The organism is Streptomyces sp. NPDC002788 (genome assembly GCF_053592115.1).
The window spans coordinates 1-26,475 of record NZ_JBSFVB010000028.1; the positions used below are offsets into that span (position 1 = coordinate 1).

The 26,475-nt window shown below is 69.7% G+C and carries 27 protein-coding genes, 1 tRNA gene and 1 pseudogene; 21 read left to right on the forward strand and 8 right to left on the reverse strand.

Annotated features, from left to right (window positions below):
• The 8 genes and pseudogenes from ACWD1U_RS34845 to ACWD1U_RS34880 form a co-directional block, all read left to right on the forward strand.
• Positions 1-988 (forward strand): annotated as a pseudogene (locus tag ACWD1U_RS34845) (FtsK/SpoIIIE domain-containing protein); the annotation flags it as partial.
• Between the two features lie 84 nt (positions 989-1,072).
• On the forward strand, positions 1,073-1,741 hold the full coding sequence (locus ACWD1U_RS34850) for a DUF2637 domain-containing protein (RefSeq protein ID WP_451113368.1): 669 nt from the start codon (positions 1,073-1,075) through the stop codon (positions 1,739-1,741).
• 11 nt (positions 1,742-1,752) lie between these two features.
• Positions 1,753-1,944 carry a mobile element transfer protein gene (locus ACWD1U_RS34855; RefSeq protein WP_451113369.1) on the forward strand — a complete coding sequence of 64 codons (192 nt, stop codon included), beginning with the start codon at positions 1,753-1,755 and terminating at the stop codon, positions 1,942-1,944.
• A 14-nt stretch (positions 1,945-1,958) separates the two neighbouring features.
• A complete protein-coding gene (locus ACWD1U_RS34860; RefSeq protein ID WP_053670608.1) occupies positions 1,959-2,153 on the forward strand; it encodes a hypothetical protein in 195 nt (64 codons plus the stop codon).
• Positions 2,154-2,178: 25 nt separating this feature from the next.
• Entirely contained in the window at positions 2,179-2,424 is a 246-nt protein-coding gene (locus tag ACWD1U_RS34865; protein ID WP_451113370.1) for a SpdD protein, read from the forward strand.
• Positions 2,425-2,562: 138 nt separating this feature from the next.
• Complete coding sequence (locus tag ACWD1U_RS34870) at positions 2,563-3,864, forward strand: replication initiator (RefSeq protein ID WP_451113437.1); 1,302 nt, start codon at positions 2,563-2,565, stop codon at positions 3,862-3,864.
• Entirely contained in the window at positions 3,857-4,039 is a 183-nt protein-coding gene (locus tag ACWD1U_RS34875; RefSeq protein ID WP_086602848.1) for a helix-turn-helix domain-containing protein, read from the forward strand. Before ACWD1U_RS34870 ends, ACWD1U_RS34875 begins: the two co-directional genes overlap by 8 nt.
• Positions 4,039-5,190, forward strand: a complete 1,152-nt coding sequence (locus ACWD1U_RS34880; protein ID WP_451113371.1) for a tyrosine-type recombinase/integrase — start codon at positions 4,039-4,041, stop codon at positions 5,188-5,190. Before ACWD1U_RS34875 ends, ACWD1U_RS34880 begins: the two co-directional genes overlap by 1 nt.
• 68 nt (positions 5,191-5,258) lie before the next feature.
• On the opposite strand, the gene ACWD1U_RS34885 is transcribed toward ACWD1U_RS34880, so the two are convergent.
• A tRNA-Arg gene (locus ACWD1U_RS34885) sits at positions 5,259-5,334 on the reverse strand.
• Between the two features lie 498 nt (positions 5,335-5,832).
• On the reverse strand, positions 5,833-6,147 hold the full coding sequence (locus ACWD1U_RS34890) for a hypothetical protein (protein ID WP_451113372.1): 315 nt from the start codon (positions 6,145-6,147) through the stop codon (positions 5,833-5,835).
• A gap of 798 nt (positions 6,148-6,945) precedes the next feature.
• Here ACWD1U_RS34890 and ACWD1U_RS34895 point away from each other — a divergent pair.
• Positions 6,946-7,167, forward strand: a complete 222-nt coding sequence (locus tag ACWD1U_RS34895) for a hypothetical protein (RefSeq protein ID WP_451113373.1) — start codon at positions 6,946-6,948, stop codon at positions 7,165-7,167.
• A gap of 25 nt (positions 7,168-7,192) precedes the next feature.
• On the opposite strand, the gene cydC is transcribed toward ACWD1U_RS34895, so the two are convergent.
• From cydC to ACWD1U_RS34915, 4 genes are all read right to left on the reverse strand, one after another.
• Positions 7,193-8,917, reverse strand: a complete 1,725-nt coding sequence (cydC, locus tag ACWD1U_RS34900; protein WP_451113374.1) for a thiol reductant ABC exporter subunit CydC — start codon at positions 8,915-8,917, stop codon at positions 7,193-7,195.
• On the reverse strand, positions 8,914-10,590 hold the full coding sequence (cydD, locus tag ACWD1U_RS34905) for a thiol reductant ABC exporter subunit CydD (protein ID WP_451113375.1): 1,677 nt from the start codon (positions 10,588-10,590) through the stop codon (positions 8,914-8,916). Before cydD ends, cydC begins: the two co-directional genes overlap by 4 nt.
• Before the next feature lie 32 nt (positions 10,591-10,622).
• Positions 10,623-11,648, reverse strand: a complete 1,026-nt coding sequence (gene cydB / locus ACWD1U_RS34910) for a cytochrome d ubiquinol oxidase subunit II (RefSeq protein WP_451113376.1) — start codon at positions 11,646-11,648, stop codon at positions 10,623-10,625.
• 61 nt (positions 11,649-11,709) lie between these two features.
• A complete protein-coding gene (locus tag ACWD1U_RS34915; protein ID WP_451113377.1) occupies positions 11,710-13,002 on the reverse strand; it encodes a cytochrome ubiquinol oxidase subunit I in 1,293 nt (430 codons plus the stop codon).
• Positions 13,003-13,237: 235 nt separating this feature from the next.
• Between ACWD1U_RS34915 and ACWD1U_RS34920 the strand changes: the two genes are divergently transcribed.
• From ACWD1U_RS34920 to ACWD1U_RS34975, 12 genes are all read left to right on the forward strand, one after another.
• On the forward strand, positions 13,238-14,152 hold the full coding sequence (locus tag ACWD1U_RS34920) for a LysR family transcriptional regulator (RefSeq protein ID WP_451113378.1): 915 nt from the start codon (positions 13,238-13,240) through the stop codon (positions 14,150-14,152).
• A 221-nt stretch (positions 14,153-14,373) separates the two neighbouring features.
• Positions 14,374-14,697 carry a 2Fe-2S iron-sulfur cluster-binding protein gene (locus ACWD1U_RS34925; protein ID WP_451113379.1) on the forward strand — a complete coding sequence of 108 codons (324 nt, stop codon included), beginning with the start codon at positions 14,374-14,376 and terminating at the stop codon, positions 14,695-14,697.
• Positions 14,697-15,968, forward strand: a complete 1,272-nt coding sequence (locus ACWD1U_RS34930) for an NAD(P)/FAD-dependent oxidoreductase (protein ID WP_451113380.1) — start codon at positions 14,697-14,699, stop codon at positions 15,966-15,968. Before ACWD1U_RS34925 ends, ACWD1U_RS34930 begins: the two co-directional genes overlap by 1 nt.
• 298 nt (positions 15,969-16,266) lie before the next feature.
• The gene (locus tag ACWD1U_RS34935; protein ID WP_451113381.1) at positions 16,267-16,755 is read left to right on the forward strand and encodes a PhzA/PhzB family protein; all 489 of its coding nucleotides are present in this window, start codon (positions 16,267-16,269) and stop codon (positions 16,753-16,755) included.
• 33 nt (positions 16,756-16,788) lie between these two features.
• On the forward strand, positions 16,789-17,964 hold the full coding sequence (locus tag ACWD1U_RS34940; RefSeq protein ID WP_451113382.1) for a 3-deoxy-7-phosphoheptulonate synthase: 1,176 nt from the start codon (positions 16,789-16,791) through the stop codon (positions 17,962-17,964).
• Positions 17,965-18,052: 88 nt separating this feature from the next.
• On the forward strand, positions 18,053-18,676 hold the full coding sequence (locus tag ACWD1U_RS34945) for an isochorismatase family protein (RefSeq protein ID WP_451113383.1): 624 nt from the start codon (positions 18,053-18,055) through the stop codon (positions 18,674-18,676).
• The gene (locus tag ACWD1U_RS34950) at positions 18,673-20,649 is read left to right on the forward strand and encodes an anthranilate synthase family protein (protein ID WP_451113384.1); all 1,977 of its coding nucleotides are present in this window, start codon (positions 18,673-18,675) and stop codon (positions 20,647-20,649) included. The genes ACWD1U_RS34945 and ACWD1U_RS34950 overlap by 4 nt, the downstream gene beginning before the upstream one ends.
• 144 nt (positions 20,650-20,793) lie before the next feature.
• Positions 20,794-21,630, forward strand: a complete 837-nt coding sequence (locus tag ACWD1U_RS34955; RefSeq protein WP_451113385.1) for a PhzF family phenazine biosynthesis protein — start codon at positions 20,794-20,796, stop codon at positions 21,628-21,630.
• On the forward strand, positions 21,623-22,312 hold the full coding sequence (gene phzG, locus ACWD1U_RS34960; RefSeq protein ID WP_451113386.1) for a phenazine biosynthesis FMN-dependent oxidase PhzG: 690 nt from the start codon (positions 21,623-21,625) through the stop codon (positions 22,310-22,312). Before ACWD1U_RS34955 ends, phzG begins: the two co-directional genes overlap by 8 nt.
• Before the next feature lie 32 nt (positions 22,313-22,344).
• Positions 22,345-22,851 carry a PhzA/PhzB family protein gene (locus ACWD1U_RS34965; RefSeq protein WP_451113387.1) on the forward strand — a complete coding sequence of 169 codons (507 nt, stop codon included), beginning with the start codon at positions 22,345-22,347 and terminating at the stop codon, positions 22,849-22,851.
• A gap of 135 nt (positions 22,852-22,986) precedes the next feature.
• Positions 22,987-24,090 (forward strand): phage tail sheath family protein, encoded by a 1,104-nt coding sequence (locus ACWD1U_RS34970; protein WP_451113388.1) that lies wholly within the window; start codon positions 22,987-22,989, stop codon positions 24,088-24,090.
• Between the two features lie 15 nt (positions 24,091-24,105).
• Positions 24,106-24,657, forward strand: coding sequence for a hypothetical protein (locus ACWD1U_RS34975; RefSeq protein WP_451113389.1), 552 nt, complete (start codon positions 24,106-24,108; stop codon positions 24,655-24,657).
• A gap of 245 nt (positions 24,658-24,902) precedes the next feature.
• Here the strand turns inward: ACWD1U_RS34975 and aroB are convergent, their stop codons facing one another.
• Positions 24,903-25,991 carry a 3-dehydroquinate synthase gene (gene aroB, locus ACWD1U_RS34980; RefSeq protein ID WP_451113390.1) on the reverse strand — a complete coding sequence of 363 codons (1,089 nt, stop codon included), beginning with the start codon at positions 25,989-25,991 and terminating at the stop codon, positions 24,903-24,905.
• Positions 25,988-26,470, reverse strand: a complete 483-nt coding sequence (locus tag ACWD1U_RS34985) for a shikimate kinase (protein ID WP_451113438.1) — start codon at positions 26,468-26,470, stop codon at positions 25,988-25,990. The genes aroB and ACWD1U_RS34985 overlap by 4 nt, the downstream gene beginning before the upstream one ends.
• Positions 26,471-26,475 lie beyond the last annotated feature (5 nt).

Below are 26,475 nucleotides of genomic sequence, written 5' to 3' on the forward strand. Positions count from 1 at the left end.
ATCATGCACACGACATGACGCGAGGGAGGAACCACCCCATCACCCACGAACGGGCGACACCACATCACCAGGAACGGGACTTAACGCCCTCTCAGGTCCCGGTGGCCCTGCGGGAGGACGCCATGCCGTTCATACGCGACTACCGGACCGTGCCCCACCAACTCACCCTCGGCGCCACGCTGTCGGGTAAGTCCATGTATCTGCGGCACCTGATTGCCGGACTCGCCCCTCAGCCGGTCGCCCTGGTCGGGATCGACTGCAAGCGCGGTGTGGAGCTGGCGCCGTTCGCCTCCCGCTTCTCCGCGCTGGCGACCGAACCGGAACAGGCAGCCGACCTGCTGCCCGTGCTCGTGAAGGAGATGGAGGACCGCTACGACCTGATCAAGGCCCGGCAGGCATCGCCCCGGACACCCCGGCCGAAGAGATCACCTCCGACGTCTGGGGACTGCCCGAGTCCGAACGCCCTGTCCCCCTCGTGCTGCTCGTGGACGAGGTAGCCGAACTCTTCCTCGTCGCAACAAGGAAGGACGAGGAACGGCGCGACGAGATGGTCACCCAGCTCATCCGGCTCGCCCAGCTCGGCCGTGCGGCCGGCATCTATCTGGAGGTCTGCGGGCAGCGCTTCGGCGCCGAGCTGGGCAAGGGCGCGACCATGCTGCGGGCTCAGTTGACCGGTCGCGTCTGCCACCGAGTGAACGACGAAGCCTCCGCGAAGATGGCGCTCGGCGATATCGCCCCCGAGGCGGTCTCGGCTGCCTGTGCCATCGCACCTGAACGCCCCGGCCTGGCCGTCGCGGGTGACACATCCGGCGGCTGGTCACGCATCCGCACGCCGTACCTGTCCCTCAGCGATGCGGCGGCGGCCTGCCGAAAGTCCGCACACCTGGTGCCGGACGTGCCCGCGCTCAAGCCCTTCCTGCCAGAGGTGGCCGTACGGCCGGTCACATCTCCGGCCCCGGTCGCCGAACCACGCCCGGCTACCGGCTGACCTCCTCCACCAACCCCGGCCGGCGTGACCGCCTCACGCCAAGTCCCTACCCCTCCCATGCCTGAATCCGGAAGGAGCCGCATCATGCGCGCCCAACTGGCCCGCGTTGACGCGGTGCTCATCCAAGCCGTAATCGCTGCCGCGCTGTCCTTCGCCCACCTGCACGACATCGCCTCGGCGGCCGGGCAGGACGGATGGAAAGCCTGGGCCTACCCGATCAGCGTCGACCTGCTGCTCGTCGCAGCCTGGCGCCGACTGCGGTCCGGGGAAGCCAAAGCGGCCGGGTGGTGCTGGTTCGTCATCGCGCTCACCGCCTCCCTCGGAGCCAACGTCGCCACTGCCGGCCTCCTCGACATGAACCACGTCCCTGCCTGGCTGCGCATCCTCGTCGCGGGCTGGCCCGCGGTCGCCTTCCTCGGCGGCACGCTCCTCGCGCACTCCGCGCCGACAACCCTCGACCAGGCCGCCGACCCCGACAAGGACAACGAAGTCCACGACCGCGCGGAGGCACCAGAACTCCGTCCCGAGCCGCCTGCACACCCGGCCGCCGAACAAGTCCCGCCCCACCCGGCCGACGAGCATGAGCCGACCGAGCGTCCCGCCTTGCCCGTACCGGCCGCCCTGGTCGCCCACGCCCGCAAGGTCGCCGCCGAACACCACACCCGCACCGGAACACCCATCGACACCCCGACCCTCCGCACCCGTCTCGGAGTCCCCGCACCCATGGCCGAAGCCATCGCCACCCACCTCTGAAGGAGACCTGCGTGACCGCCAACCGCCGCTTCCGCAACGTCGTCCGCATCGGCCCCATCCGGGTCGGCACGTACTACGACGGCCGGGGCCAGGAGAAGCACACCGCCGCCTGCACCGCCCCGCGCTGCGGCTTCTCCACCGACTACGACGGCCGCGCCGCCGCCGAGCTGGCCGCCCGCACCCACCGCTGCCCTGCCCGCTGAAAGGACCCGCGCTCGTGACCGTCAGCCTGCCGCTCGTCGTAGTCCTCGGCTTCTTCGCCTGGGGAGCAGTCAGGTTCCTCGGCGTCCGCGTCTGGATCGTCGTCCTGATCGCCCTCTTCGGCTTCTGGCTCTCCCGCACCTTCCTCGCACCCGCCATCGAGTCCGGCACGCGCTCCGGCGTGACCGTCATAAACGGCTCACACACCTAGACGAGCAGACAAGGAGACCGCGACCGTGTTCCTCCCGAAGTACCCCGACAGCCCGACCCCGCCGCCCGCGCACATTCCCACCCCGACCGGGACGGCGCCCGTACGACGCTCGCTCCCGTCGGTCTCCATCGATCAGAAGACCGTCGTGGCCCTGGTCGTCGGCGGGGTCGTCCTCACCGCGCTCCTGGCGGCCGTCGCAGTCACGGCCATCTCCGTAGCCGTCACCGCCGTCGTCCTGCGCTCCATACTGCGCGACCACCACCGCCGCTGAACCGAGCTGGCCGCCGGGGCGGCGGCACAGGACCAAGCATTTCGCCGCCCCGGCGCCTTCCTCCCAACCGAGCCAGCCAGAAGGGGAAACGCCATCTTCACCCGCACCACTCCGCCCCCACTTCCGGAACTCGCGAACCTGGCTGCGCAGGGCACGCTGCCGGGTATCCTCCGCCAACTCTCCGGACTCGGCGGCTGCACCAACCCGATCCGCCTCGACGGCCACCGCACCGAGTACGACGTCGACACCACGACCGGCGAGATCGGCAACGTCCTCCACCGCCTCGACTCGACCAGCCTCCCGGCCGGGCAACTCCTCGTCCGCTGCAACAACCGCCGCACGACCCGCTGTGCGGCATGCGCCGAGGTCTACCGCCGCGACACCTTCCACCTGATCACCTCCGGCCTGCGCGGCGGCAAGGGCATCCCCGACCACGTCGCCGCCCACCCCCGCGTCTTCGCCACCTTCACCGCCCCGAGCTTCGGCCCGGTCCACAACCGCCCCTCCAGCGGGCGCCCGTGCCGCTGCGGCACCCATCACGACCAGGACGACGACGTACTCGGCTCCCCACTCGCCCCGGACACCTACGACTACGAAGCGGCCGTGCTGTGGAACGCCCACGCTGGTCCGCTGTGGCGGCGCTTCTCCACCTACCTGCGGCGAGAGGTCGCCAAGCGAGCCGGCCTGTCCCAGCGCCGCTTCCGCGAGCATGCGCGCGTGTCCTTCGCCAAGGTCGCCGAGTACCAGAAGCGCGGCGCGGTCCACTTCCATGCCGTCATTCGCATCGACGGCCCCAGCGGCGGTGACACCTCACCCCCTGCTTGGGCAACCGCCGAGCTGCTCACGGACGCCATCCGGGCTGCCGCTGCCAGGGTTCGCGTGGACGGCCCGGTCATCGAGGGCCGCACCCACACCTTCACCTTCGGCCGTCAACTCGACGTACGCACCATCCGCTCGGCCGACTTCAACGACGGCCAGGAGCTGACCGAACGGGCCGTTGCCGCCTACATCGCCAAGTACGCCACCAAGGGTGCGGAGACCGCGACGGGAGCTCTGGACCGGCCGCTCAAGTTCGCCGCCGAGCTCGCTCAGCTCGACATCAGCGACCACGCCCGCCGCATGATCCGCACCGCATGGTTCCTCGGCGCCCGCAAGGACCTCGAACACCTCCGCCTGCGCGCCTGGGCCCACATGCTCGGATTCCGCGGCCACTTCTCCACCAAGTCCCGCCGCTACTCCACCACCCTCGGCGCCCTCCGCGACGCCCGCGCCGAATGGCGCCGAGCCCAAGCCGCAGCAGCCAACGGCCCCGAGCCCGAGACGACGTACGTCCTCGCGCACTGGGTCTTCGCAGGAACCGGCCTCTCGGACATCGAAGCCTGGCTTGCCGCATCCCTTGAACCTGTCCCCGGAACGGAAGGAGAGCCGACCCATGCATGACGACGAACTGCTGACGGTGCCTGACGTGATGGAGCGGCTCAAGCTCGGCCGCTCCACCGTCTACGACCTCATCCGCTCCCGTCGTCTGCCCTCGATCACCATCGGCCGGTGTCGTCGCATACCCGCGCGGGCCGTTCGGGAGTACATCACCAACGAATTGGAGGCGGCCGCCTGATGGCCCAGCAACGCAAGCGGAACCCCAACGGGGCGGGCACCATCACCAAGCGGAAGGACGGGCGCTTCCAGTGCGCGGTGTACGTCCTCCAGCCGGACGGCACACGTGCCCGTAAGTTCGCCTACGGCAAGACCTGGGCCGAGTGCGACGCCAAGCGCCGCGAGCTGCTCGACAAAGTCGACCAGGGCGTGCCCGTGCCCACAAAGTCGGCCAAGCTCTCGGACTGGCTCCCGTATTGGCTGGACAACGTCATCAAGCCCCGGCGGAAGCTAAGCACGTTCGACAAGTACGAGGCGCACGTCCGGCTCTATCTGGTGCCCCTACTCGGTTCCAAGCGGCTCGAATCGCTCGGCGTCGCCGACGTCCGCCGCTTCCTCGTCCGGCTGGAGAAGGAGACCACCGCCGCAACGGCCAAGGAATCGCACCGAGTTCTGCGTTCGGCGCTGTCCTCAGCCTGCCGCGAGGAACTGATCACGCGTAACGTCGCCAAGCTCGTCGAGCCGCCCCGCACGGATAAGCCCGACCTGAGCCCATGGGCCCTCGACGAGACGCTCGACTTCCTCACGGCCTCCCGCAAGGATCCGCTCTACGCGGCCTTCGTCCTCGCCATCGCCATGGGACTCCGCCGGGGAGAGATCGTGGGCCTGCGCTGGTCGGACGTCGACCTCGACAATCGCGTCCTCTACGTCCGCCACCAGGTCCAGCGCCGCCGTGGTGTCCTGTATGACGACGATCCCAAGAGCCGCCGTCGCCGCGCAGTCCCTCTGCCTGCTCTCTGCATCGCACCCTTGCGCTGGCATCGCCTGCGGCAGGCGGACGCTCGCGCCAAGGCGGGGGAGAGGTGGCAGGAGTCGGACTACGTCTTCGCCACCCGCACCGGTCGGCCTGTCGAGCCGCGCAACCTGTACCGCTCCTTCACCCGCGTCGCCCAGTCCGCCGGCCTCCGTGTGATCCGGCTGCACGACGCTCGCCATGGAACGGCCACCTTGCTCACGGCGGCCGGAGTCGCGCCCCGCGTGGTGATGGAGATCCTCGGCCACTCCCAGATCAGCATCACCATGGACGTCTACACGCACGTCGTGCAGGACACGCAGCGCGAAGCCATGAGCCACATGGATCGCCTGCTCAGGCGACGCCCCATCCGCGAGTGACCGCCCGCGTTGATGTCAGAAGTAGATGTCAAAGGCCCCGGACCATGATCGGTCCGGGGCCGTTTGGCTGGTGCCCCCGGCAGGATTCGAACCTGCGACACCCGCTTTAGGAGAGCGGTGCTCTATCCCCTGAGCTACGAAGGCGGGGATCTGTCGGAAAACGTGTCTAAAACCCGGCGCGAATGGCGGTGGGCTTCAGGCCTGCTGCCGACAGGGCGGACAGACCGGTGAGGTCTGGGCCACCGCCGACAGTGTAGCGGGTCAGGTGAGATCGGCGTCGGTGTCTGATCACTGGCTCCTGTGTTGTGCGGGTCGGGGGCACCGGAGCGTGTGCTGAGCAGATGGGCCCGGGAGGGGCGCGGTTTCAGGTGACAAGAGCCGCCTGGTGGTGCATGACCCGTGTGACGGAGTTTTCAGCCAGGCGTAGCCGATGTAGATGAGGAGGGCCCCATTGGCTCCGTACGCGGGGACCCTTTTATGTGGGTAGCTCTGGTCGAATCGTGAATGTGTGGATTCGCTGTCCTGGCGGAACCCTTTGAGGCGGCGGCCTGCGGGTGTGTCGGGCGGGACCTGCCGGAGATGTTCGGTGCGGTTGAAGCGTTTCTTGCCTGTGGTGGGTTCGAATCTCACCGGTAATTTCATCTACTCGTGCTCGGTGTGGGAGGAGGGCGGGGCGGCGACGGTGGCGTCGCCGTGCAGGACCTGGTGGCGCTCGGGGTAGATGCGGCTGGTGCGCTTGCCGGATTCCCTCATCATTCCCGGGTTGTTCACCAGGTACTCGAACCGCTCGTCCTGGGGGAGCGGAGGTGCTTCGGGGCCTTTGGGCGGTGGTCGGTCGGTCTTGGCGCCGAAGGCGTCGTCGGGAATGGCGCCGTAGATGTACGTGGGCTGGTCCTTCTGCCCTTTTGCCTCGGCTGTGACGGGCCCTTTGGCCGGCGTGGTCTTGTGTCGACTCATGTGGAGGCCTCCCCGTTCTGCCAGGCCAGACCGGCCAGGCCAGACCGGCCAGGCCGGCCGCGGCATCGAGGGAGGACAGACCCAGGCGGCGAGCGCCCTCAGACAACCGGCCGGTCTCGTGCAGGACCTGCCTGGCGACGTAGCGGGTGATGTCGCGGGGCTCGGCCTTGCGCTTACGGGTGGCGAGTCCGGCATTGCGGGCGATGTCGTTGAAGCCAGCGCCGACACTGGCCTGGCGCCGTACCGCGAGGATTTCGTGCTGGTGACCAGCCGGTGCGGACCGTGCCCGGCGCGATCGAGGCGGGCGGCACGCAAGCCCAGGACGTAGACGCCCCACTCATTCAGTGGGCAGGTTCGGTGGTGGGTGCGGGTTCCGCCAGCGGTGCTGACCTCGGCTGCAGGCAGGTCGAGGTCGGTGGTGGTGGCTGCTGCGGTCTCGGCACTGTTCAGTCCCGAAAGGAGAAGTGCGAGGAGGGCGGCGTGCCGGGTCGCGGGCATGCCGCGCTCGGCGTGGAACTGCAGGTTCTCGATGTCCCGTCCCGTGAGTCCGGCGCCGGAGTTGCGAGGGTCGCGCTTGATCGGCGGGGAGTCGAGGAGCGGTGCCGCCCTTGTCATGTCCAAGGCCCGGGTGTGAGCGAAGAGGGAGGCGATCGCGGAGCGGCGCTGGCGGCGGGTGCTGTTCCCAGGGACCATGGTGATGTTGTTGCGGCGGTCAACGTGTGCCTGCCGGATCCGATTCTCAGTGGCCCGCGCGGCCAGAAGTAGCTTGGCGACCAGGCCCTCGCGTGTGACGGGGCCGTGCCCTTGGAGGCCGGCAAGCTGGCCGACCTGGTGGTGATGGACGGTGACCCGTTCGAGGACTTCGAGTCACTGGTGCGGACCGTGTCCGTGATGCGTGGCGGAGTTCTGTACGAGCAGCCAGAGCTGATCGCATCCGTGCCGGCGGTGGCGGCGGAGCAGACGCACTGGGCGGGCACCGGCCGCACGGTGCGAAACGCGTGCTGCGGTCCCGCGCACTGAGCGGCCCTGCATGTTCCGAGTCGCTTCAGAGCGCCATGCGGGCAAGGCCGTCCTGGGTGACGGGACGGATCCGGCCGTGGTCGAGGGTCACGATCTCGTCGGCGGCGGCGAGGCCCCCGCGCTCGTGGGTGACCAGGAGCGTGGTACGGCCGCGGGTGGCGTCCAGGATGTCGGCGAGCACCGCGGCGGCGGTGTCCGGGTCGAGTCCCTCGGTGGGTTCGTCCAGGACGAGGACGGGCGGGTCGGCGAGCAGCGCGCGGGCCAGGAGCAGGCGCCTGCGCTGACCGCCCGACATCGTGGCGCCGTCTCCGCCGAGGAGGGTGTCCCAGCGGTCGGGCAGCGACTCGATCCAGTCCAGGAGCCGCGCCCTGCGGGCCGCTTCGCGCAGGTCGGCGTCCGTGGCGTCGGGGCGGGCCAGGAGCAGGTTGGCGCGGATCGTGGTGTGGAAGACGTGCGCGTCCTGAGTCATGCCGGTGATCGCGCGGCGGACGTCGGCCCCCGCGCAGTCGCGCAGCTCGCGTCCCCCGACGCGGATGCTGCCGGCTTCGTACGGGAGGAACCGCATGAGCGCCGCGATCAACGTCGACTTGCCGGACCCGCTGGCGCCGAGGAGCACGACCCGGCGGCCGGGCGGCAACCGGAGGGTCACGCCGTCCAACGTCCAGGGTCCGTCGGGACGGTGGCGTACCCGCAGGTCGGTGATGTCCACGTCGAGCGGCTCATCGACGGCGAGCGGGGTTGGGGCGGGCGGGTCGGTGACCGGGGGTGGCGTGTCCATGAGGTCGGCCAGCCGGTGTGCGGAGGCCCGCACCGCGGCGAGGCGGCGGGCCGCGCCAGGCAGCGGCGCGAGAGCCTCGAAGGAGACCAGCGCGAGGACGGCGAGGACGGTGAGGTGTACGGCGGGCAGCGCGCCGGCCGCGTGGGCGCGCAGCGCGAGCCAGGTGACACCGACTGTCGCCCCACCCTGGAACAGCAGCACCGCGGCCGTGGCGAGCGAGGTGGTCAAGGCGCCCTGGCGCTCCAGCGCGGCGATCCGGGCAGCGGCGCCGCGGGCCCGCTCGTGGGCGCGGTCCCGGGCGCCGTACGCGGCGAGGTCCGCTGCTCCCTGGGTGAAGTCCACGGTGAGAGAGGCGAGTTCGGCGCGAGCCGTCTTCTCCGCACGGCCCGCGCGGCCGGACAGGGCAAGCACCAGGACGGGCACGAGCAGCCCCGCGACGGCCAGGAGCAGCCCGAGCAGGACACCTGCCTGGGGGAGCAGCACCGTGGCCGTCGCGGTGGCGGTCGCGGTGACCGCGCCGGCTGCCACGACCGGGATCAACACCCGCAGCAGCAGATCCTGGGCGGCGTCGACGTCGTCGACGAGGCGGGTCAGCAGGTCACCGCTGCGAAAGGCGGGGGTGCCCGCCGGGGCGAGCGGCACCAGGGTCTCGTACACCTTGGTACGGAAGCCGGCGACGGCCCGCAGTACTCCGTCGTGGCCGAGGAGCCGGTCGGTGTAGCGCAAGGCTCCGCGCCCCAGGGCCAGGGCTCGTACAGCGACGATCGCGACGCTCACCGAGGCGATCGGCGGCTGCTGCGCGGCGCGGGTGATCAGCCAGGCGGCGGTGGCCATCAGCGCGGCGGCAGCGAGTTCGCTGCCGGCCGCGGCGAGCGCGGCGGGCAGCAGCCTGCGCCAGTACGGCAGGAGGTGACGCAGGAGGCGGACGGTGGGGAGGGGGGCGCGCGCAGGGACGGAGGGGTGGGGGGTCATGAGGCCAACAGCCCTTCCGGGAGCGTGAGTTCGCCCGCTCGTACCGAGACGACCCGGTCGGCGTACGGCAGCAGACTCGTGCGGTGCGCGACCACGACCGCGGTCCGGCCGCGCATGAGGTCGGCCGTGGCGCGCGTGACGGCTGCCTCGCTCTCGGGGTCGAGGTGGGCGGTCGGTTCGTCGAGGAGCAGCACGGGTGCGTCCTTGAGGAAGGCGCGGGCGAGGGCGATCCGCTGACGCTGGCCGGCGGAAAGCCCGGCGCCGTGTTCGCCGAGCACGGTGTCGTACCCGTCCGGCAGTTCCTCGATGAAGCGGTCGGCCGAGGCGGCGCGGGCCGCCGCCCGCACCTCGGCGTGGCCCGCGCCGGGGCGACCGAGGCGGATGTTGTCCGCGACGGACGCCGCGAACAGGTGTGGGCGTTGCGGCACCCAGGCCACCTGGGCGTGCCACGCGTCGGGGTCGATGTCCCTGAGGTCGGTGCCGTCGACGGTGACCCGGCCGGACGTGGGGGCCGTGAAGCCGAGAAGCAGCGAGAGCAGCGTGGACTTGCCCGCGCCGCTCGGGCCGACCAGGGCCACGTGCTCGCCGGGGCGGACGGTGAGGCCGACATCCAGGAGGGCGGGTTCGGCGCGGTCCGGGTGGTGGACCGTGACCCGGTCGAGGCGCAGGAGCGCCGTGCGGGCGTCGGGGGCGGGCGTGCGGCTGGTGCGCGTCGTGGGCACTGCCTCCGCATCGTCCAGGACGGCGAAGACCCGCTCGGCCACCGTGATGCCCTCGGCGCTGTCGTGGAAGGCCGCGCCCGCGGCACGCAGCGGCAGATACGCCTCGGGGGCGAGGAACAGGACGGTCAGGGCCGTACGCAGATCGAGCTCGCCGCCGAGCAGCCGCAGCCCGACGGGGACGGCCACCAGGGCCACGGAGAGGGTGGCGACCGTTTCCAGGACGAAGGAGGACAGGAACGCCACCCGCAAAGTCCGCATGGTGGCCCGCCGGTGCGCGTCGGCCATCTCGCCCACCACCCGGGTCTGGTGTCCTTCGCGGCCGAACGCGCGCAGCGTCGGCAGTCCGGCGACGACATCCAGGAAGTGGCCGCCCAGTCTGGCCAGCAGTCGCCACTGCCGGGCGGTGCGCGTGGCGGTGTGCATGCCGACCAGCGCACCGAACACGGGGATCAACGGCAGCGTCACGACGATGATCAGCGCCGAGGTCCAGTCGGTCCACCACAGCCAGGCCACGACGGTGGGGGGAACCACAGCGGTGGCCGTCATCGTGGGCAGGTAGCCGACGACGTACGGGTCCAGGGCGTCGAGGCCGCGGATGAGCAGTGTGGCCGTTTCGCCGTGGCGGCGGGCCGCCAGGCGCAGCGGGTCGGCGTGCTTCAGCCGACCGGTGATCCGGTCCCGCAGCGTGTGTTTGGCGCCCGCCGCGGCACGTTGGGCGAGGGCCCCGCGCGCCCAGGTCAGCAGCGCGCGCAGCGTCATGACGGCGGCCAGCGCGGCAAGGGGCGCGACCCGCACCGCATGTCCGGCGAAGCCGTCCGCGAGGACCCTCGCCAGCAGGGCCGCTTGAGCGATCACGAGTCCGGCACCCAGCAGGGCCAGCGCCGTCGAGTACGTCATGTGACGCCGCAGCGCCGGGACTTCCCGCAACAGGTGGCGCTCGACCGGCTTCATCTCGGGGTCCCCTCGTACGGCGCGTGTCCGGCTCAGAAGTAGCTGGGATGGCGGTGGCCCGTCCGTCCCCGGAATGCCCACCAGCTCCACGCCTGGTACGCGATGATCGTCGGGATCAGCGCGACGCCGAAGGCGGAAAGGATCTTCAGGGTGGCACCGTCCGCGGCGGCCTGGTCGATCGTCAGTCCCGCCCCGGCCGAACTGATCAGGACGTACGGGTAGTGGCCCGCCCCCACGAGCGCCACGGGCAGCAGCGTCGCGCAGCACGTGGCCGCGAACGCCCGGACGTGGTGCCCCTGGGACAGATACCACCAGGCGCCGGCGAGCGCCGCCACCAACAGGGTGGCGATGATCGCCGAGGTCGCGCGGTTCGTCATCGAGGCGCCCGCTCCGAAGAGGGTCAGCAGCAGCGGAAGGAGACCGATGGCACCGGCCGCGAGCACCAGATCCGCGCCCAGTCGCCGTGCCCTGGCGGAGAGTTCGGGGGCCGAGCGCAGTGCGACGAAGGCGGCCCCGTGCCCGGCGAAGAGCAGCGCGGTGGTGACCCCGCAGGTGAACACGAACGGTGAGAACACCTCGCCGAAGCCGATGTGGAAGCTGCCGTCGGACCGGCGGGGCACGCCGTGCAGCAGCAGGCCCAGGACGAGTCCCCAGCACAGCGCGGGCAGCGCGCCGCCGAACACGATCAGAGCGCCCCACCAGCGGCGGCCGCGGGCGCTCTGCGCGCGGCCGCGCAGCTGGACCGCGGCGTTACCGAGGACGAGTCCGACGAGGATCGCCACGATCAGCGGGTACAGGCCGGACAACAGGGTGCCCTCCAGGTGCGGGAAGGCCCCGAACAGGACACCGGCGAAGGCGACCAGCCAGACCTCGTTGCCCAGGAAGAACGGCGCGATGGCGTCAAGTGCGGCGTTCCGGCCGGCCCGCTCCACCTTCCGGTCGTCCCGGGCGTCGAGAAAGGGGTGCAGCATCTGTACGCCGTAGTCGTAGCCGCCGAGCACGAAGTACCCGGCGAGAAGCAGGCCGAGCAGGCCCAGCCAGAGGGTCTCCAGACTCATGTCGTTCAACTTTCCGTCTCAGCAGGGAGGTTCGTCTGTGCACCAGGCCGGTGGGACCGGCTCAGAAGGCCGGGACCGCCTGCTTGCCGTCGGCGCCGCTGCCGGGGATGTCGTCGGCGAGCGGCTCGGTAGTACCGAGCTGGGTCGCGTCCGGGCCGCGGCGGGCGAAGCGGGCGATCAGGGTCCAGTTCGTCACCGCGAGCGCGACGAAGACGGCGATGAACAGTGCGCAGGACACGGCCAGCGAGGCCCTGCTGACGTGGGAGAGCGCGTCCTCGACCGTCAACTCGCCGTATACGATCCAGGGCTGGCGCCCGACCTCGCGGAAGACCCAGCCGCCCACGGCGGCGATGAAGGGGAACGGGATCATGGCCGTCATCAGGTACGCGAGGGGACGCCAGCGCACCAGCCAGTCCTTCCACAGCAGGAAGACGGCTATGAACGTGATGGTGGACACGCTGTTGCCGATGATGGTCATCGTGTCCATCGAGATCCGCAGCCAGTCGTGCGGGGGTACGTAGTTGCCGGGCCCGTGCTCCCTGACGAACTGCGCCTGCAGATCGGCGACGCCGTCGTTGTTCAGGGCGGCCATCTTCATGGGCTGGGTCCGGTCCAGCACCGGGACCTGCAGCTGGCCGACGATGATGACGAAGAACGAGGCGAGCATGCCCACCCAGACGCCCAGCCGCAGGGATTCGCGGAACAGCTGCGTCTCCTTCGTGCCCCGGGCGAAGTGGAAGGCACTGATGCCGGCGACGAAGACCCCGCCCGTCGTGAACGCGCCAAGGGTGAGGTGGCCGAGGGCCATCAGGGCATTGGGGTTGGTGAGCAGGGCCCCGAAGTCGGTCAGGTAGGCGACGCCGTCGCGCACCTCGTAGCCGACGGGGTGCTGCATGAAGCCGTTGGCGATCAGGATCCAGAAGCCGGAGGCGTACGCGGTCAGCGTGACCAGCCAGATGAGCGTGACGTGCACGCCTGGTCGCATACGTCCCCACCCGAAGATCCACATGCCGAGGAAGGTGGACTCGGCGAAGAAGGCGATGAGGGTTTCCAGTGCCAGCGGGGCGCCGAAGACGTTGCCCGCGAATTTGCTCAGGCCGCTCCAGCTCAGCCCGAACTGGAACTCCATGACGAGGCCGGTGACGATGCCGACCGCGTAGTTGATGACGTAGAGCTGGCCCCAGAAGCGGGTCATACGCTCCCGGACGGCTCTCTTGGCGGGATCACGGGTGAACGCGGCCCGGGTGTGCATGATCGCCACCAGGGGGACGAGCCCCATGGTGAGGATCACGAACAGCCAGTGGACGGTGGTCGTGGCCGCGAACTGGAGTCGGGCCAGTTCCGCAGCGCTCATGGTGCGACCTTCCTGAGGGACGGGTGGCCGGGTGGATGCAGGACGAGTGGGGCGGGTGGATGCAGGACGAGTGGGGCGGGTGCGGGGCCCTCGCTTCGCGTGTGCAGGTGCCGGGCGCCGTTGCCCGTCACCTGTGCGGTGACCCCGAGAAAGACCGTAGAGAAAATCGCTTATGCATTCCAAGACCGGTTTTGCTATGTGTTGATAACCCAGAAGGTATGACCGAAGGTGAACCGTGGATCTGCTCCAGTTGCGCTACTTCCAGTCCGTCGCCCGCTACGAGCACATCAGCCGTGCCGCCGAGGAGCTGCGCATCGCCCAGCCCTCACTCAGCCGTGCCATCGCGCGCCTGGAGGCCGAGCTGGGCTCCCCGCTCTTCGACCGCCAGGGCCGCCGTATCCGGCTGAACCAGTACGGCGCGATCTTCCTGCGGCACGTCGACCGCGCCCTGAGTGAGCTGGACGACGGCCGCAGGGCCCTGCGCGACGCCCGTGACACGGGACTCGGCCGGGTCAGCGTCGCCTCCGAGACGTTGCTGACGATCAGTTCGCTGCTCGGCAGCTTCCGGGCCGCCCACCCCCGTGCGGACGTCCGGCTCTTCCAGTCGGACGCGGACGAGATGGATCGCCAACTGCGGGCCCGCAGGGTCGACTTCTGCGTGGCCTCGCAGCCGCTGACCGGCGCCCACCTGGAGTCGATCGAGCTCGTTCGCGAGGAGGTGCTGCTCGGGGTGCCGCACGGGCACTGGCTCGACGGACGCGACAGCGTGACCATCCCCGAGATCGCCGACGAGCCTTTCGTCACCACCCGGAGCGGCTGGCAACGCGTCCTGCTCGACCGGCTGTTCGCGTCCGAGGGCCTGACGCCGGTGCTGTCCTGCGAGGGTGACGAACCGGGCGCCAGCGGAGACCTGATCAGCGCCGGCCTCGGTATCGGCCTCATCCCGGCGATGTCCCGCCGGGTGGGTACACGCATCCCGCTGGCCTGGGTGCATGTGGATGCGCCCGACTGCCACCGAGTGCTCCGCCTGGTGTGGAACCGCGACGCTCACCTGTCCGAAGCAGCCCTGAAATTCAGGGAGTTCATCACCAGCAAGCCCTTCATGACCCACCGGCTGCCCGTCCGGAGCAGCGCCCGCCATCCGTCCTAGCGCGCCGTAAACTCCTCTGCTACGCTCCAGCGCGCTGCCCTGACTCTGGCCGAGGACGTCGCGTGTCCGAACGGCCCGTGTGAGATGGCGAGTTGGCAGGGGTGTGACGTCCCCCCCATCGACCATCGGTGGCGCCCTCCGCATCTTCCGCTTCCCACTTGACCGGCATCCATGCCACGGCGCCCCTCGCGCACGACCGGATGCCATCGAGGAGTTCCGTCATGCCCAAAATCACGTACGTCGCCGTCGATGGGACCGAGCGTTCGGTCGACGTCCCCTTCGGCACGAGCGTCATGCGCGGCGCCGTCTTCAACGACATCGACGGCATCGTCGCCCAGTGCGGCGGCAACGCGCAGTGCGCCACCTGCCACGTCTACGTGGACGAGACCACCCTCGACAAGCTGGAGCCGGCGCAGCAGAACGAGGACGACCTGCTGGACTTCACCGCCTGCCCGCGCCGGCCCAACAGCCGGCTCAGCTGCCAGCTCAAGGTGACCGAGGCCTTGGACGGCCTGATCGTCCACCTCCCCGAACGGCAGAACTGATGGCGGCCTGCGCACAGCCCACCTCCGTCGTCATCGTGGGCGCCGGCCAGGCCGGCTATGAGACGGCGGCGTCCCTGCGCGAACGCGGCTACCCGGGAGGCATCACGCTCATCAGCGCCGAGGACGCCTTACCGTACGAGCGTCCGCCCCTGTCCAAGGCGCACCTCAAGGGCGAGGGGCACGTCAGCGACGAACAGCTGTGGCTGCGGCCCATGACGTACTACACACGCCAGTCGATCGACCTGGTCAAGGGCACCGTGCGGGTGATCGACCCGGTCACCCGCACCGTCCGCCTCGCCGACGGCTCCGGGTACGACTACGGCCATCTCGTCCTGGCCACCGGGGCTCAGCCGCGCATGCTCGACGTGCCGGGGGCGAGGCTGCGCGGCGTGCACACCCTGCGCACCTTGCGGGACGCCGCCGCGCTGCGGGCGTCGCTCGCCACCGCCCGGCGCGCGGTCGTGGTGGGGGCCGGGTTCATCGGTCTGGAGTTCGCGGCGGCGGCACGTGAGTCGGGTTGCGAGGTGACGGTCGTGGAAGCGCTCGACCGCCCGCTCGCCCGTGTCGTCTCGGCGACCACCGCCGAACACTTCACCCGGCTGCACCGGAGGGCGGGCACGGAGCTGCTGTTCGGCCAGTGCGTCGCGGCCCTGCACGGAGACGGCCGCGAAGGCGTGACGGCCGTGGAACTGGCCGACGGCCGCAGGCTGCCCGCCGACCTGGTCCTCATCGGTGTCGGCGTCGCCCCGCGCACGGAACTGGCCGCCGCGGCCGGCCTCGCGGTGAACGGCGGCATCACGGTCGACTCCCGCCTGCTGACCAGTGATCCGCGTATCTCGGCCATCGGGGACTGCGCGGCGTTCCGGCACATGCGCTACGGCACCCGGCTGCGGCTGGAATCAGTGCAGAACGCCGTCGGTCACGCCAGGCTGGTCGCCGAGCGGCTGACCGGGACGTCCCGTGCCTACGACGAGTTGCCATGGTTCTGGAGTGACCAGTTCGCCACCACCCTGCAGATCGCAGGTCTTGACGAGAAGCACGACACGGAGGTGGTGATCGGAGACGATCCCGACGCGTTCTCGGTACTTCTCTTCCGTGGGGAGGAGCTGCAGGCGGTGGAGTCGGTCAACCGTCCCGCGGACCACCTCGCGGCCCGACGACTCATCGACCGGGGCATCGGCCTGAGCCCGGACGAGGCAGGCGCACCGGGCTTCACGTTGAAGGGCCACCTCTCACGCGGACGGGAAGGCTCGATCGTGCCCGCCGGCTGAGCGCCGCCCGGCCGGACGGACGACCACGCTCCCGCCCCACCGTCCCGTGGGGCGGGGCGTCGTGTGCCTGCACACTTTTCACCTATTACCCCGCGACGTAGTTTTGCGATGCAGTCAACCGCTTTTCTGAGCCGTGATCAAGATTCGGCCAAAACCGCCACGACTTCTCGATGTAAAGACTTCATAAACAGTTCACAGGTTGCTGTTGCGAGAGCTCGCTTTCTGCGTCAGGGTTAGCGGTGATCGCTTGGCGCCGCTGATTCAATCAGCCATAAAAACCACAGACAGGGGGAACGTCGTGTCGGAATCCGTCAATTCTCAGGGATTCAGCGACGAGGTCGAGCTGCGTCGCATCAACCGCGCCACCGTCGAGCGCTACATGAAAACCAGGGGCCAGGACCGGCTGCGCCGGCACGAGCTGTTCACCGAGGATGGCGTCGGTGGCCTGTGGACCACCGACACCGGCGAGCCCGTCGCCACCCACGGCCGTGACCGGCTGGCCGAACACGCGGTCTGGTCACTGAAGTGCTTCCCGGACTGGGAGTGGTACAACATCCAGATCTTCGAGACCCAGGACCCCAATCATTTCTGGGTCGAGTGCGACGGGCGCGGAAAGATTCTCTTCGGCGATTACCCCGAGGGGTACTACGAGAATCACTTCCTGCACTCGTTCGAGCTGGAGAACGGCAAGATCAAGCGGGAGCGGGAGTTCATGAACCCGTTCCAGCAGCTGCGTGCGCTCGGAATTCCGGTTCCGGAAATCAAGCGCACCGGAATACCCACCTGACAAGCAAACAACACCGCTGGATCGGAGTGCGTCTTGGAAGACGTAAAACGGGAGATTCGTATCCGCGGGGCATTGCAGCAGCCCGATTGGAGTGACCTTTTACAGGTCAGTCGGGTAGGTGAGTCACTCGCCGCGCGCCCCACTCTTGTACAGGCCGACGACTTGGCCACACTGCGGACTCTGCTGGGCAAGGTGGCGCTCGATGAAGCCATGGTGCTGCAGTCCGGTGACTGCGCCGAAGATCCGCGGGAATGCACACGCCACCATGTCGCACGGAAGATCGCGTTGCTCGACCTGCTCGCCGGGTCGCTCGGCCTGATCACCGGCAAACCCGTCCTGCGGGCAGGACGTATAGCGGGGCAGTTCGCCAAGCCCCGCTCCCAGCCCACCGAAGTGATCGACGGCGCCGAACTCCCCGTATTCCGGGGACACATGGTCAACGGCCCGGAGCCCGACCCCGAGCGGCGCCGACCTGATCCCCTGCGCATCCTCACCGGTTACATGGCCGCCTGTGACATCGTCGAGCACCTGGGGTGGCGCGACCGCGCCGCGGGACGCGAGGTCGTGGAGCCACTGGTGTGGACCAGCCACGAGGCGCTGCTGCTCGACTACGAGATGCCCATGCTGCGCATGGACGACAAGGGCCGGATGTTCCTGGGCTCGACTCATTGGCCGTGGATCGGTGAGCGCACTCGCCAGGTCGACGGCGCCCACGTGGCCCTGCTCGCGGAGGTGAGCAACCCGGTGGCGTGCAAGGTCGGCCCCACGATCAAGCCCGACGAACTCCTCGCCCTGTGCGAGAAGCTCGACCCGTGGCGCGACCCCGGGCGGCTCACCCTCATCGCACGGATGGGAGCCGACGCCGTCGGCGACCGGCTGCCCCGCCTCGTGGAAGCCGTGCGGGGCGCGGGTCACCCCGTCGTCTGGCTCAGTGACCCCGTGCACGGCAACACCGTCACCGCGCCCGGCGGCTACAAGACCCGGCTGGTGGAGACCGTCTCGCTCGAGGTGTCCCGCTTCGTCCAGGCCGTGCGCGCCGGCGGCGGCGTCCCCGGCGGACTGCACCTGGAGACGACACCGGAAGACGTCACCGAGTGCGCCTTCACCGAGGCCGACCTCGACTCCGTCGGTGACCGCTACACCTCGTTCTGCGATCCCCGCCTCAACCCGTCGCAGGCCCTCTCCGTGGTGTCGGCCTGGACCGCCTGATCCATCTGGTCCGCCTGATCTCACGACTCTCACTCCCTGCTCAGCGCTGCTCACGAAGCACACGCGCACCAAGCCAGGAACTGGAGCCATGACCGGCATTCCCCCCATACAGGCCTACCTGTTACCCACTGAGGGAGACCTCCCCCCGGCCGTCGTGCCCTGGAACGCCGAACCCGAGCGTTCGGTCCTTCTGGTCCACGACATGCAGCGGTACTTCCTCAAGCCCTTCCCCGACAGCGTGCGCCACGAGTTGGTCCGCAACGCGGCACACCTGCGCGACCGCTGCGCCGAACTCGGCATCCCGGTCGCCTACACCGCCCAGCCGGGCGGCATGACCGACGACGAGCGCGGACTGCTCAAGGACTTCTGGGGTCCCGGCATGCGAGCCGAGCCCGCGGACCGTCAAGTGGTCGAGGACCTCGCGCCGGCCGAGCACGACTGGCAGCTCACCAAGTGGCGCTACAGCGCCTTCTTCAAAACCGACCTGCTCCAGCGGATGCGTGCCGAGGGCCGCGACCAACTCGTCCTGTGCGGCGTATACGCCCATGTCGGCGTGCTGGCCACCGCCGTCGACGCCTTCACACACGACATCCAGCCGTTCGTCGTCGCGGACGCCACGGCTGACTTCTCGGAGGAGTACCACCGCTCGGCGCTCACCTACGCCGCCGAGCGCTGTGCCCTCGTCACCACGGCCAAGGCGTTGTTCTCATGACGTACGAGCCGCATCCCGGGCGCGAGACGGCCGCCGACTTGCTCGACCGGGTCCTGAAGGATCCGTCGGAGCCGTTCGCCCTGCTGCACCGTCCTGGCACGATCGGCCCTGACGTCGTGGAGGTCCTGACGGGCTCGGTGTCCCTGCCCGTCACGCTGGCCGACATCCCGCTGCCCCCGGCACGGGACGCCGGTGCCGGTGCCCACCACGAGGTCCTCGTCGTCGTCCCCTACCGGCAGCTCACCGAGCGCGGTTTCGCCTGCGCCGACGACGGGACGCCGATGGTGGCGATGACCCTCACCGGCCAGCAACGGCTGCCGCTCGGCGAGGCACTGGCACGCATCCCCGATGTGCCGACCCCGCTGACGGGCGGAGACTTCGACGTCGACGACGAGGCGTACGAGGACGTGGTGCGCCGCATCGTCAAGGAGATGATCGGTACGGGGGAGGGCGCGAACTTCGTCATCAAACGCACCTTCGTCGCGGACATCACGGACTACGGACCGCACAGCGCCCCCGCGCTGTTCCGCCGGCTCCTCGAGCGCGAGTCGGGTGCCCACTGGACGTTCCTGATCCACACGGGCACCCGGACCCTGGTCGGCGCCTCACCCGAGCGGCACGTCAGCTTCCAGGGCGGCACGGCCGTCATGAACCCCATCAGCGGCACGTACCGGTATCCGCCGTCGGGCCCCACACTGTCGGGCGTACTGGAGTTCCTCGGCGACCGCAAGGAGACCGACGAGCTGTACATGGTCCTCGACGAGGAGCTCAAGATGATGGCCCGGATCTGCGCGACGGGCGGCCGCGTCGTGGGTCCCTACCTCAAGGAAATGGCCAGGGTCGCGCACACCGAGTACTTCATCGAGGGCAGCACCGACCACGACGTGCGCGACATCCTGCGCGAGACGATGTTCGCTCCCACGGTCACCGGCAGCCCGCTGGAAAGCGCCTGCCGCATCATCCAGCAGTACGAGCCCAAAGGCCGCGGCTACTACAGCGGCGTCGCCGCGCTCATCGGGCGGGACGCCGACGGGGAGCGGGTCATGGACTCCGCGATCCTCATCCGCACCGCGGACATCACTTGCGAGGGACGCATCGGCATCGGTGTGGGCGCCACCATCGTGCGCCACTCCGACCCCGCCTCCGAGGCCGCGGAGACCCGCGCGAAGGCGGCCGGACTCGTCGCCGCCCTCAACGGCGACGAGAAGGAACGTTTTTCCGAACATCCGCACGTGCGCCGGGCACTGGAACTGCGCAACGAGTCCATCGCCGGGTTCTGGCTGTCCGACGTGGAGGCACGCGCGTCATCACTGCCGGAACTGGCCGGGCGCAGTGTGCTTGTCGTGGACGCCGAGGACACCTTCACGTCGATGATCGACCAGCAGTTGCGGTCCCTGGGACTGCGGGCGACGGTCCGCCGTTACGACGAGGAATACGACGTCGAGGGCTATGACCTGGTCGTGATGGGGCCGGGGCCGGGGGACCCGCAGGAGACCGCACACCCCAAGATGCGGCACCTGCACACGGCGGTCGGCACCCTCCTGCGTGAACGCAGGCCGTTCCTCGCCGTCTGCCTCAGCCACCAGGTACTCGGGCTCCGGCTCGGGCTGCCCCTGCGCCGCAGGGCGGTGCCCAACCAGGGGGTGCAGAAGAAGATCGACCTGTTCGGCGCCACCGAACGCGTCGGCTTCTACAACACCTTCGCCCTCGTCAGCGGGCGGGACGAGTTCGACGCGGACGGCATCGGCCCGGTCCGCGTGAGCCGGGACCCGGCCACCGGAGAGGTGCACGCGCTGCTCGGTCCGGGCTTCGCCTCCCTGCAGTTCCACCCTGAGTCCGTGCTCACCAGGGAAGGGCCCCGCATCGTGGGCACGACCCTGGCCGGCCTGCTCGCGCCGGCCCGGACCCCCGGCCCGGCCCTGATCCCGGCGGCCGGAATCCGCCCGGCAGGGTCCGGCGGCGCGACGGCCTGATCCGCCCGAGCCGCCGGATCCATCCCCCCCCAGGACCGCCGGGTCGGCGCCTTCCCCCGCGCGCCGGCCCGGCTCTCCCCGCCTGTCCCGGCGCCCGATCCCGGGTGCGGCACGGCGAAGTTCCTACGACGAGTGGGAGAAACCATGCATACGTATGTCGTTGTCGACGCGTTCGCGAGACGACCCCTGACCGGCAACCCGGTCGCGGTGTTCTTCGACGCCGACGACCTGACCACCGAGCAGATGCAGTCCATAGCCCGGGAGATGAATCTCTCGGAGACCACGTTCGTACGCCGCCCGGAGCAGGACGGCGACCACCACGTACGGATCTTCACCCCGGTCAACGAACTTCCCTTCGCCGGGCACCCGTTGCTCGGCACCGCCATCGCACTGGGCGGCCGCACCGACGCCGACCGGCTGAAGATCGAGACCGCCATGGGCCTCATCCCCTTCGCATTGGAACGCGAGGAAGGCAAGGCCGTCTCGGCGCGCATGCGCCAGCCGGTGCCCGTGTGGCAGCCCTTCGACCGCGCCGACGAGCTCCTGGAAGCACTGGGCGTCAGTGAGTCGACGCTTCCGGTGGAGATCTACCGCAACGGCCCCCGGCACGTCCTGGTCGGCTTCGAGAGCGTCGAAGCCCTGTCGAAGGTCGACCCCGACCACCGGGCCCTGGCCCGCTTCCCGGACATGGCGACCAACTGCATCGCCGGGTCCGGGAGTTCCTGGCGCAACCGCATGTTCTCGCCGGCGTACGGGGTCGTGGAGGACGCCGCGACCGGCTCAGCTGCCGGACCCATCGCGATCCACCTGGCCCGCCACGGCCTCGGCACCTACGGGCAGCCCGTAGAGATCACGCAGGGCGTCGAGATGGGCCGCCCCTCTCCCATGGGCGCACTCGTGCACGGAGAGGGCAACCGGGTCGACTCCGTCGAGGTCTTCGGCCATGGAGTCGTCGCACTCGAAGGGGTTCTGCATGTCTGACCTGTCCCAGCTGGACGAAGCTCCGAACAGCCATGGCTCCAGCCGCCGTTCGGAGACGCTCACCGGCACCGTCGAGGTCTCCTTCCCCGAGTTCCTCACGCCGCCCCCCGAGCCGATGGGGCTGCTGAGCTCGTGGCTGGAGAGCAGCGTCGCCCACGGGGTACGGGAGCCACGCGCGCTGGCGCTGGCCACCGCCGACCGCGAAGGCCGCGCATCCTCCCGCATCGTGGCGATCAACTCGGTGACGGATGCCGGGATCGTCTTCATCACCCACGCCGACAGCCAGAAGGGCCGGGAGCTGGCCGAGAATCCCTGGGCAGCCGGCGTCCTGTACTGGAGGGAGACCAGCCAGCAGATCACGCTGGCCGGCCCCGTGCACCGCCTGTCCGACGCCGAGGCGGAGGTCCTCTGGTCCGCGCGGCCCGTCTTCACCCACGCCATGAGCTCCGTCTCCCGACAGAGCCTGCCGCTGGACGGCCTCGACCACGTCGCCGAGCTGCGGGCCAGGGCGCGGCAGCTGGGCGAGTCGCAGCGGCCCCTGCCGCGCCCCGAGTCGTTCGCGGCCTATCGACTCGAGCCCGCGAGCGTCGAGTTCTGGGCCAACGGCACCGACCGGCTGCACGAGCGACTGCGCTACGACCGAGACGGCGACGGCTGGGAGATCAGCCGGCTCCAGCCGTGACCGCCCTCGCCCTCACTCCTGTGGGAGATCTCATGACCCCGCCCCTGTTCACCGAACCGGGCGCCGCCGCCCCCGTGTTCACCGACCACCACGACCTGCGGGAGCGCAACCGGCGCGCCGTGGAGCAGTACATGCAGACCGGTGCCGAGGCCCGGCTGCGCAGGTACACCCTCTACACCGAGGACGGCACCGCGTCCCTGTTCAACACCGACATCGGCCGGCCCATCGTCGTCCAGGGCCAGGAGAAGCTGAAACGGCACGGCCAGCTCTCCCTGGAGGTGCTGCCCGACTGGCAGTGGTTCGACGTGCACGTCTACGAGACGCAGGACCCGTCCGTCATCTGGGTCGAGTGCGACGGCGAAGGCACGATCCGGTTCCCGGGCTACCCCGAGGGCCGCTACCGCAACCACTTCATCCACGGCTTCACGCTGAGCGACGGGCGCATCGTCTCCAGCCGCGAGTACACCAACCCGATCGAACACATGCGCGCCCTCAGCATCGACATACCGCACATCAGGCGGGACTGGATCCCTTCCTGATCGCCCCTCAGGTGACACCGGATCCGCCGGCCTTCGGACAGGGGCAGTCCATCAGCACGCCTGCGCAAGGTGCGCGAGGGTCAACGGCGGCCGCCGGAGCGCACCCCTGCCTCCCGTCGTGATCGAGGAGTCCGCATGTCCCAGCAGCAGCTGACCGAACCACGCGTCATCCATCGCGTGCATGCGTCGGTGACCGCCTTCGTCGGCGACGCCACGGGCCTTCCGCTCGAGCCTGCCTTCGTCCGCAACCCGCGCGAACTCTCCGGGATCGTCCCACCGGGAAAGACCGGCGAGAACGCACCCTCCTTCGTCCGCGACGCTGTGCTCGGCCACTTCCGCAACGGCGGTGGCGGGGCGTGGATCATCGGAACGGCCCGGGACGCGGACCGGGTCACCGCCTACCGGTCCGCGCTTGCCGAGCTGGAGAGCATCTCGGGGATCATCCTCGTGGTCGCTCCGGATCTGTGGCGTATGGAGAGCGACGCCCACGGCGTGGCACAGGCGATCGCCGAGCACTGCGCACACATGGGCGACCGGGTCGCCCTGCTGCACACCCGGCAGGGCCTCGCCCCCGCCGACGTGACCAGCAGGCCGTTCCAACTGGCCGATCCGACCGCCCGGTTCGCCGCCGTCTACTACCCGTGGATCGTCGTCACCGACGCCGACGGGACACAACGGCCGGTGCCGGCGTCGGGTCATGTGTCCGGACTGTGCTGCCGCCGCGATGCCGAGCAGGGCGTGCACACAGCGCCCGTGAGTGCGCTGCTGGGCGTCCTCAAACACGAGCGGGAGCTGTCCGACGCGGAGCAGGAGACTCTGGGCGGCCGGGGGGTGAATTGTCTGCGGTTCTTCCCCGGCGAGGGCACCCGGGTGGTGGGCGCACGCACGCTGTCCACCGACCCGGACTGGATGCACCTCAGCGTACGGCGCCTGGTGAACCACGTCCGCGCAGCACTCGAACAGGAGACCAGGAGAGCCGCCTTCGAGTCGGCCGGCGCCCCGGTGCGGACCAGGGTCCACCGGTCCGCCACCGCGTTCCTGACGGACCTGTGGCACCGGGGAGCGCTGCGCGGCCGGTCCGCAGACGAGGCGTTCCGCGTCGTGTGCGATGCCGACAACGGCACCTCCGAGGACACGGCTCACGACAGGGTGAACCTCGACGTCGGCCTCGCAGCCCTGCGCCCGGCCGAGTTCATCACTTTCCGCATTCAGCAGCCCGTCGGGGACGCTGAAGCATGACGAGGAGACGATTCAATGGACGTCAGGCAGCTGGAACATCGTCTGCGCGCACTTCCCGATCTCCACCAGGAATGCCTGCACCACATCTTGACGACAACTCGGCGGAGGAACCCGACGAAGGTGTCGGGAAGCCGCAAGCGGGATTACCTGAACATGTCCGCGCTCGACGCCAGGAACGACGTACTCGCCATTCTTGAGTCCTGGTCGGACCTCGTCGCGGAAAAACTCGGGGCGGTTGCCCCGGCTCGCTCCGTTCCCCAGCTGGCGCGCTTCCTCGTACGCCACCTGGAGTGGCTCACCGCGCAACCTCCGGCTGCCGAATTCGCTGCCGAGATCGAGGGCCTCCATGGTGAGTTACTGCGTGCCATCGACCATGAGAGTGATCCCAGGTCACCCCTCGTCGAGTGCGTCATGGACGACTGCACGGGCACGATCGACGCCACACCGCAGAAGACCGGAAACGCGGAGAAGAGCAGCATCAGCTGTTCTTCCGGACACACATGGGAGATACGCGAATGGCTTACCCTACGGCACCTCATGAATCGCCGACGAAGGCATGTCGCCTGAACAAACCGCCGCGCCACAGACTGGTGCCGACGAACGTGGCCGCTCTCGCCGTGGGCGTGTCCGAAGCGACCATCCGGAAATGGGTGAGCCGCGGGAAGATAACGCGCTACGGCACACCGGGCCGTTCGGAGTTCGACATAGAAGAACTCACCGAGATCGCGATACAGCGTCGGCCCTGACCCGGCAGTTCCGTCCCCGGTCGTTGTCTGGTGAAACGGCCGGGGACGGAATTCCCGCCGGTGGACCTATTCGCCCACTCCTCCATATGCGGCGAGCAGGACCGCCGGGTCTGGGCCCTCCAGGACGGTCGGCTTGGCGAGCCCGTCCAGGACGATGAAGCGCAGCAGGTCGCCACGGGACTTCTTGTCGACCTTCATCGTCTCCAGCAGCTTGGGCCACTGGTCGTAGCGGTAGTGCAGAGGCAGGCCGACGGCTTCGAGGATCGCGCGGTGCCGGTCGGCCGTCGCGTCGTCCAACCTGCCCGCGAGACGGCCCAGTTCGGCGGCGAAGTGCATGCCGACGGAGACCGCGGCGCCGTGGCGCCACTTGTACCGCTCGTTCCTCTCGATGGCGTGACCGAGCGTGTGCCCGTAGTTGAGGATCTCCCGCACGCCCGCCTCCTTCACATCCGACGAGACGACCTCGGCCTTGATCCGGATCGACCGCTCGACCAGTTCGGCGGTGTGCGGGCCCGCCGGGGTCCTCGCGGCCTCCGGGTCGGCCTCGATCAGCTCCAGGATCACCGGGTCGGCGATGAAACCGGCCTTGATGATCTCCGCGAGACCGGACACGTAGTCGTCGACCGGCAGCGACTCCAGCGCGGCCAGATCGCACAGCACCCCCGCCGGAGGATGGAAGGCACCGACGAGGTTCTTGCCCTCGGCCGTGTTGATGCCGGTCTTGCCACCGACCGCCGCGTCCACCATGGCCAGCACGGTCGTCGGGATCGCGATCCAGCGCACCCCGCGCAGCCAGGTCGCCGCCACGAACCCGGCCAGATCGGTGGTCGCCCCACCGCCCACGCCGACGATGACGTCGGAGCGGGTGAAGTTGGACTGCCCGAGCGCCTTCCAGCAGTAGGCGGCGACCTCGGCGGTCTTGGCCTCCTCGGCGTTCGGCACCTGGATGGCGACCGCGTCGAAGCCCCGCCCGGCCAGGTCGACACAGAGCGCCTCGCCCGTCTCGGCCAACGCTTCGGGGTGGATGACGGCGACCCGCTTGGCGTTGGTGCCGATCAACCCGCTGAGTTTGCCAAGGAGTTGACGGCCCACCAGGACCTCGTAGGGTTCACTGCCCGTGGTACCGACCTGGATCCGCGTCACTGCCTCAGTCATGCGTCCTTCAACTCCAGTGCGTCCAGGGCAGCTTGAGTCGCTTCTGCGGGCGTACGGCCGTCGGTGGCCACGACCACCGTGGCGACCTCCTCGTACAGGTGCCGGCGGGCCTCCATGAGCTCGCGCCACTGCTTGCGCGGGTTGACCGCGAGCAGGGGGCGGGCCGCGTTCAGGCCGGTGCGCTTGACGGCCTCCTCGACGTCCATCGAGAGGTGGACGACCCGCTGCCCGGCGAGCAGCGCCCGCGTATCGGCGTCGAGGATCGCGCCGCCGCCCAGCGCCAGGACGCCGTCGTGCTCGGCCAGTGCCCGGTGCACCGCCCGCTTCTCGATCGCCCGGAACGCGGGCTCACCCTCATCGACGAAGATTTCGGCGATGCTCCGGCCCTGCTCGGCCACGATGTCGTCGTCAGTGTCCCTATAGCCGACACCCAGTCGCTCGGCCAGCAGCCGCCCGACCGTGGACTTGCCCACGCCCATCGGCC

What these genes read in the sequence shown, in the direction of transcription:
- ACWD1U_RS34850 (WP_451113368.1), top strand. Translation starts at nt 1,073, where the DNA reads ATGCGCGCCCAACTGGCCCGCGTTGACGCGGTGCTCATCCAAGCCGTA.
- ACWD1U_RS34875 (WP_086602848.1), top strand. Translation starts at nt 3,857, where the DNA reads ATGCATGACGACGAACTGCTGACGGTGCCTGACGTGATGGAGCGGCTC.
- ACWD1U_RS34880 (WP_451113371.1), top strand. Translation starts at nt 4,039, where the DNA reads ATGGCCCAGCAACGCAAGCGGAACCCCAACGGGGCGGGCACCATCACC.
- ACWD1U_RS34890 (WP_451113372.1), bottom strand. Translation starts at nt 6,147, where the DNA reads ATGAGTCGACACAAGACCACGCCGGCCAAAGGGCCCGTCACAGCCGAG.
- cydC (WP_451113374.1), bottom strand. Translation starts at nt 8,917, where the DNA reads ATGACCCCCCACCCCTCCGTCCCTGCGCGCGCCCCCCTCCCCACCGTC.
- cydD (WP_451113375.1), bottom strand. Translation starts at nt 10,590, where the DNA reads ATGAAGCCGGTCGAGCGCCACCTGTTGCGGGAAGTCCCGGCGCTGCGG.
- cydB (WP_451113376.1), bottom strand. Translation starts at nt 11,648, where the DNA reads ATGAGTCTGGAGACCCTCTGGCTGGGCCTGCTCGGCCTGCTTCTCGCC.
- ACWD1U_RS34915 (WP_451113377.1), bottom strand. Translation starts at nt 13,002, where the DNA reads ATGAGCGCTGCGGAACTGGCCCGACTCCAGTTCGCGGCCACGACCACC.
- ACWD1U_RS34925 (WP_451113379.1), top strand. Translation starts at nt 14,374, where the DNA reads ATGCCCAAAATCACGTACGTCGCCGTCGATGGGACCGAGCGTTCGGTC.
- ACWD1U_RS34930 (WP_451113380.1), top strand. Translation starts at nt 14,697, where the DNA reads ATGGCGGCCTGCGCACAGCCCACCTCCGTCGTCATCGTGGGCGCCGGC.
- ACWD1U_RS34945 (WP_451113383.1), top strand. Translation starts at nt 18,053, where the DNA reads ATGACCGGCATTCCCCCCATACAGGCCTACCTGTTACCCACTGAGGGA.
- ACWD1U_RS34950 (WP_451113384.1), top strand. Translation starts at nt 18,673, where the DNA reads ATGACGTACGAGCCGCATCCCGGGCGCGAGACGGCCGCCGACTTGCTC.
- ACWD1U_RS34955 (WP_451113385.1), top strand. Translation starts at nt 20,794, where the DNA reads ATGCATACGTATGTCGTTGTCGACGCGTTCGCGAGACGACCCCTGACC.
- phzG (WP_451113386.1), top strand. Translation starts at nt 21,623, where the DNA reads ATGTCTGACCTGTCCCAGCTGGACGAAGCTCCGAACAGCCATGGCTCC.
- ACWD1U_RS34965 (WP_451113387.1), top strand. Translation starts at nt 22,345, where the DNA reads ATGACCCCGCCCCTGTTCACCGAACCGGGCGCCGCCGCCCCCGTGTTC.
- ACWD1U_RS34970 (WP_451113388.1), top strand. Translation starts at nt 22,987, where the DNA reads ATGTCCCAGCAGCAGCTGACCGAACCACGCGTCATCCATCGCGTGCAT.
- ACWD1U_RS34975 (WP_451113389.1), top strand. Translation starts at nt 24,106, where the DNA reads ATGGACGTCAGGCAGCTGGAACATCGTCTGCGCGCACTTCCCGATCTC.
- aroB (WP_451113390.1), bottom strand. Translation starts at nt 25,991, where the DNA reads ATGACTGAGGCAGTGACGCGGATCCAGGTCGGTACCACGGGCAGTGAA.
- ACWD1U_RS34985 (WP_451113438.1), bottom strand. Translation starts at nt 26,470, where the DNA reads ATGGGCGTGGGCAAGTCCACGGTCGGGCGGCTGCTGGCCGAGCGACTG.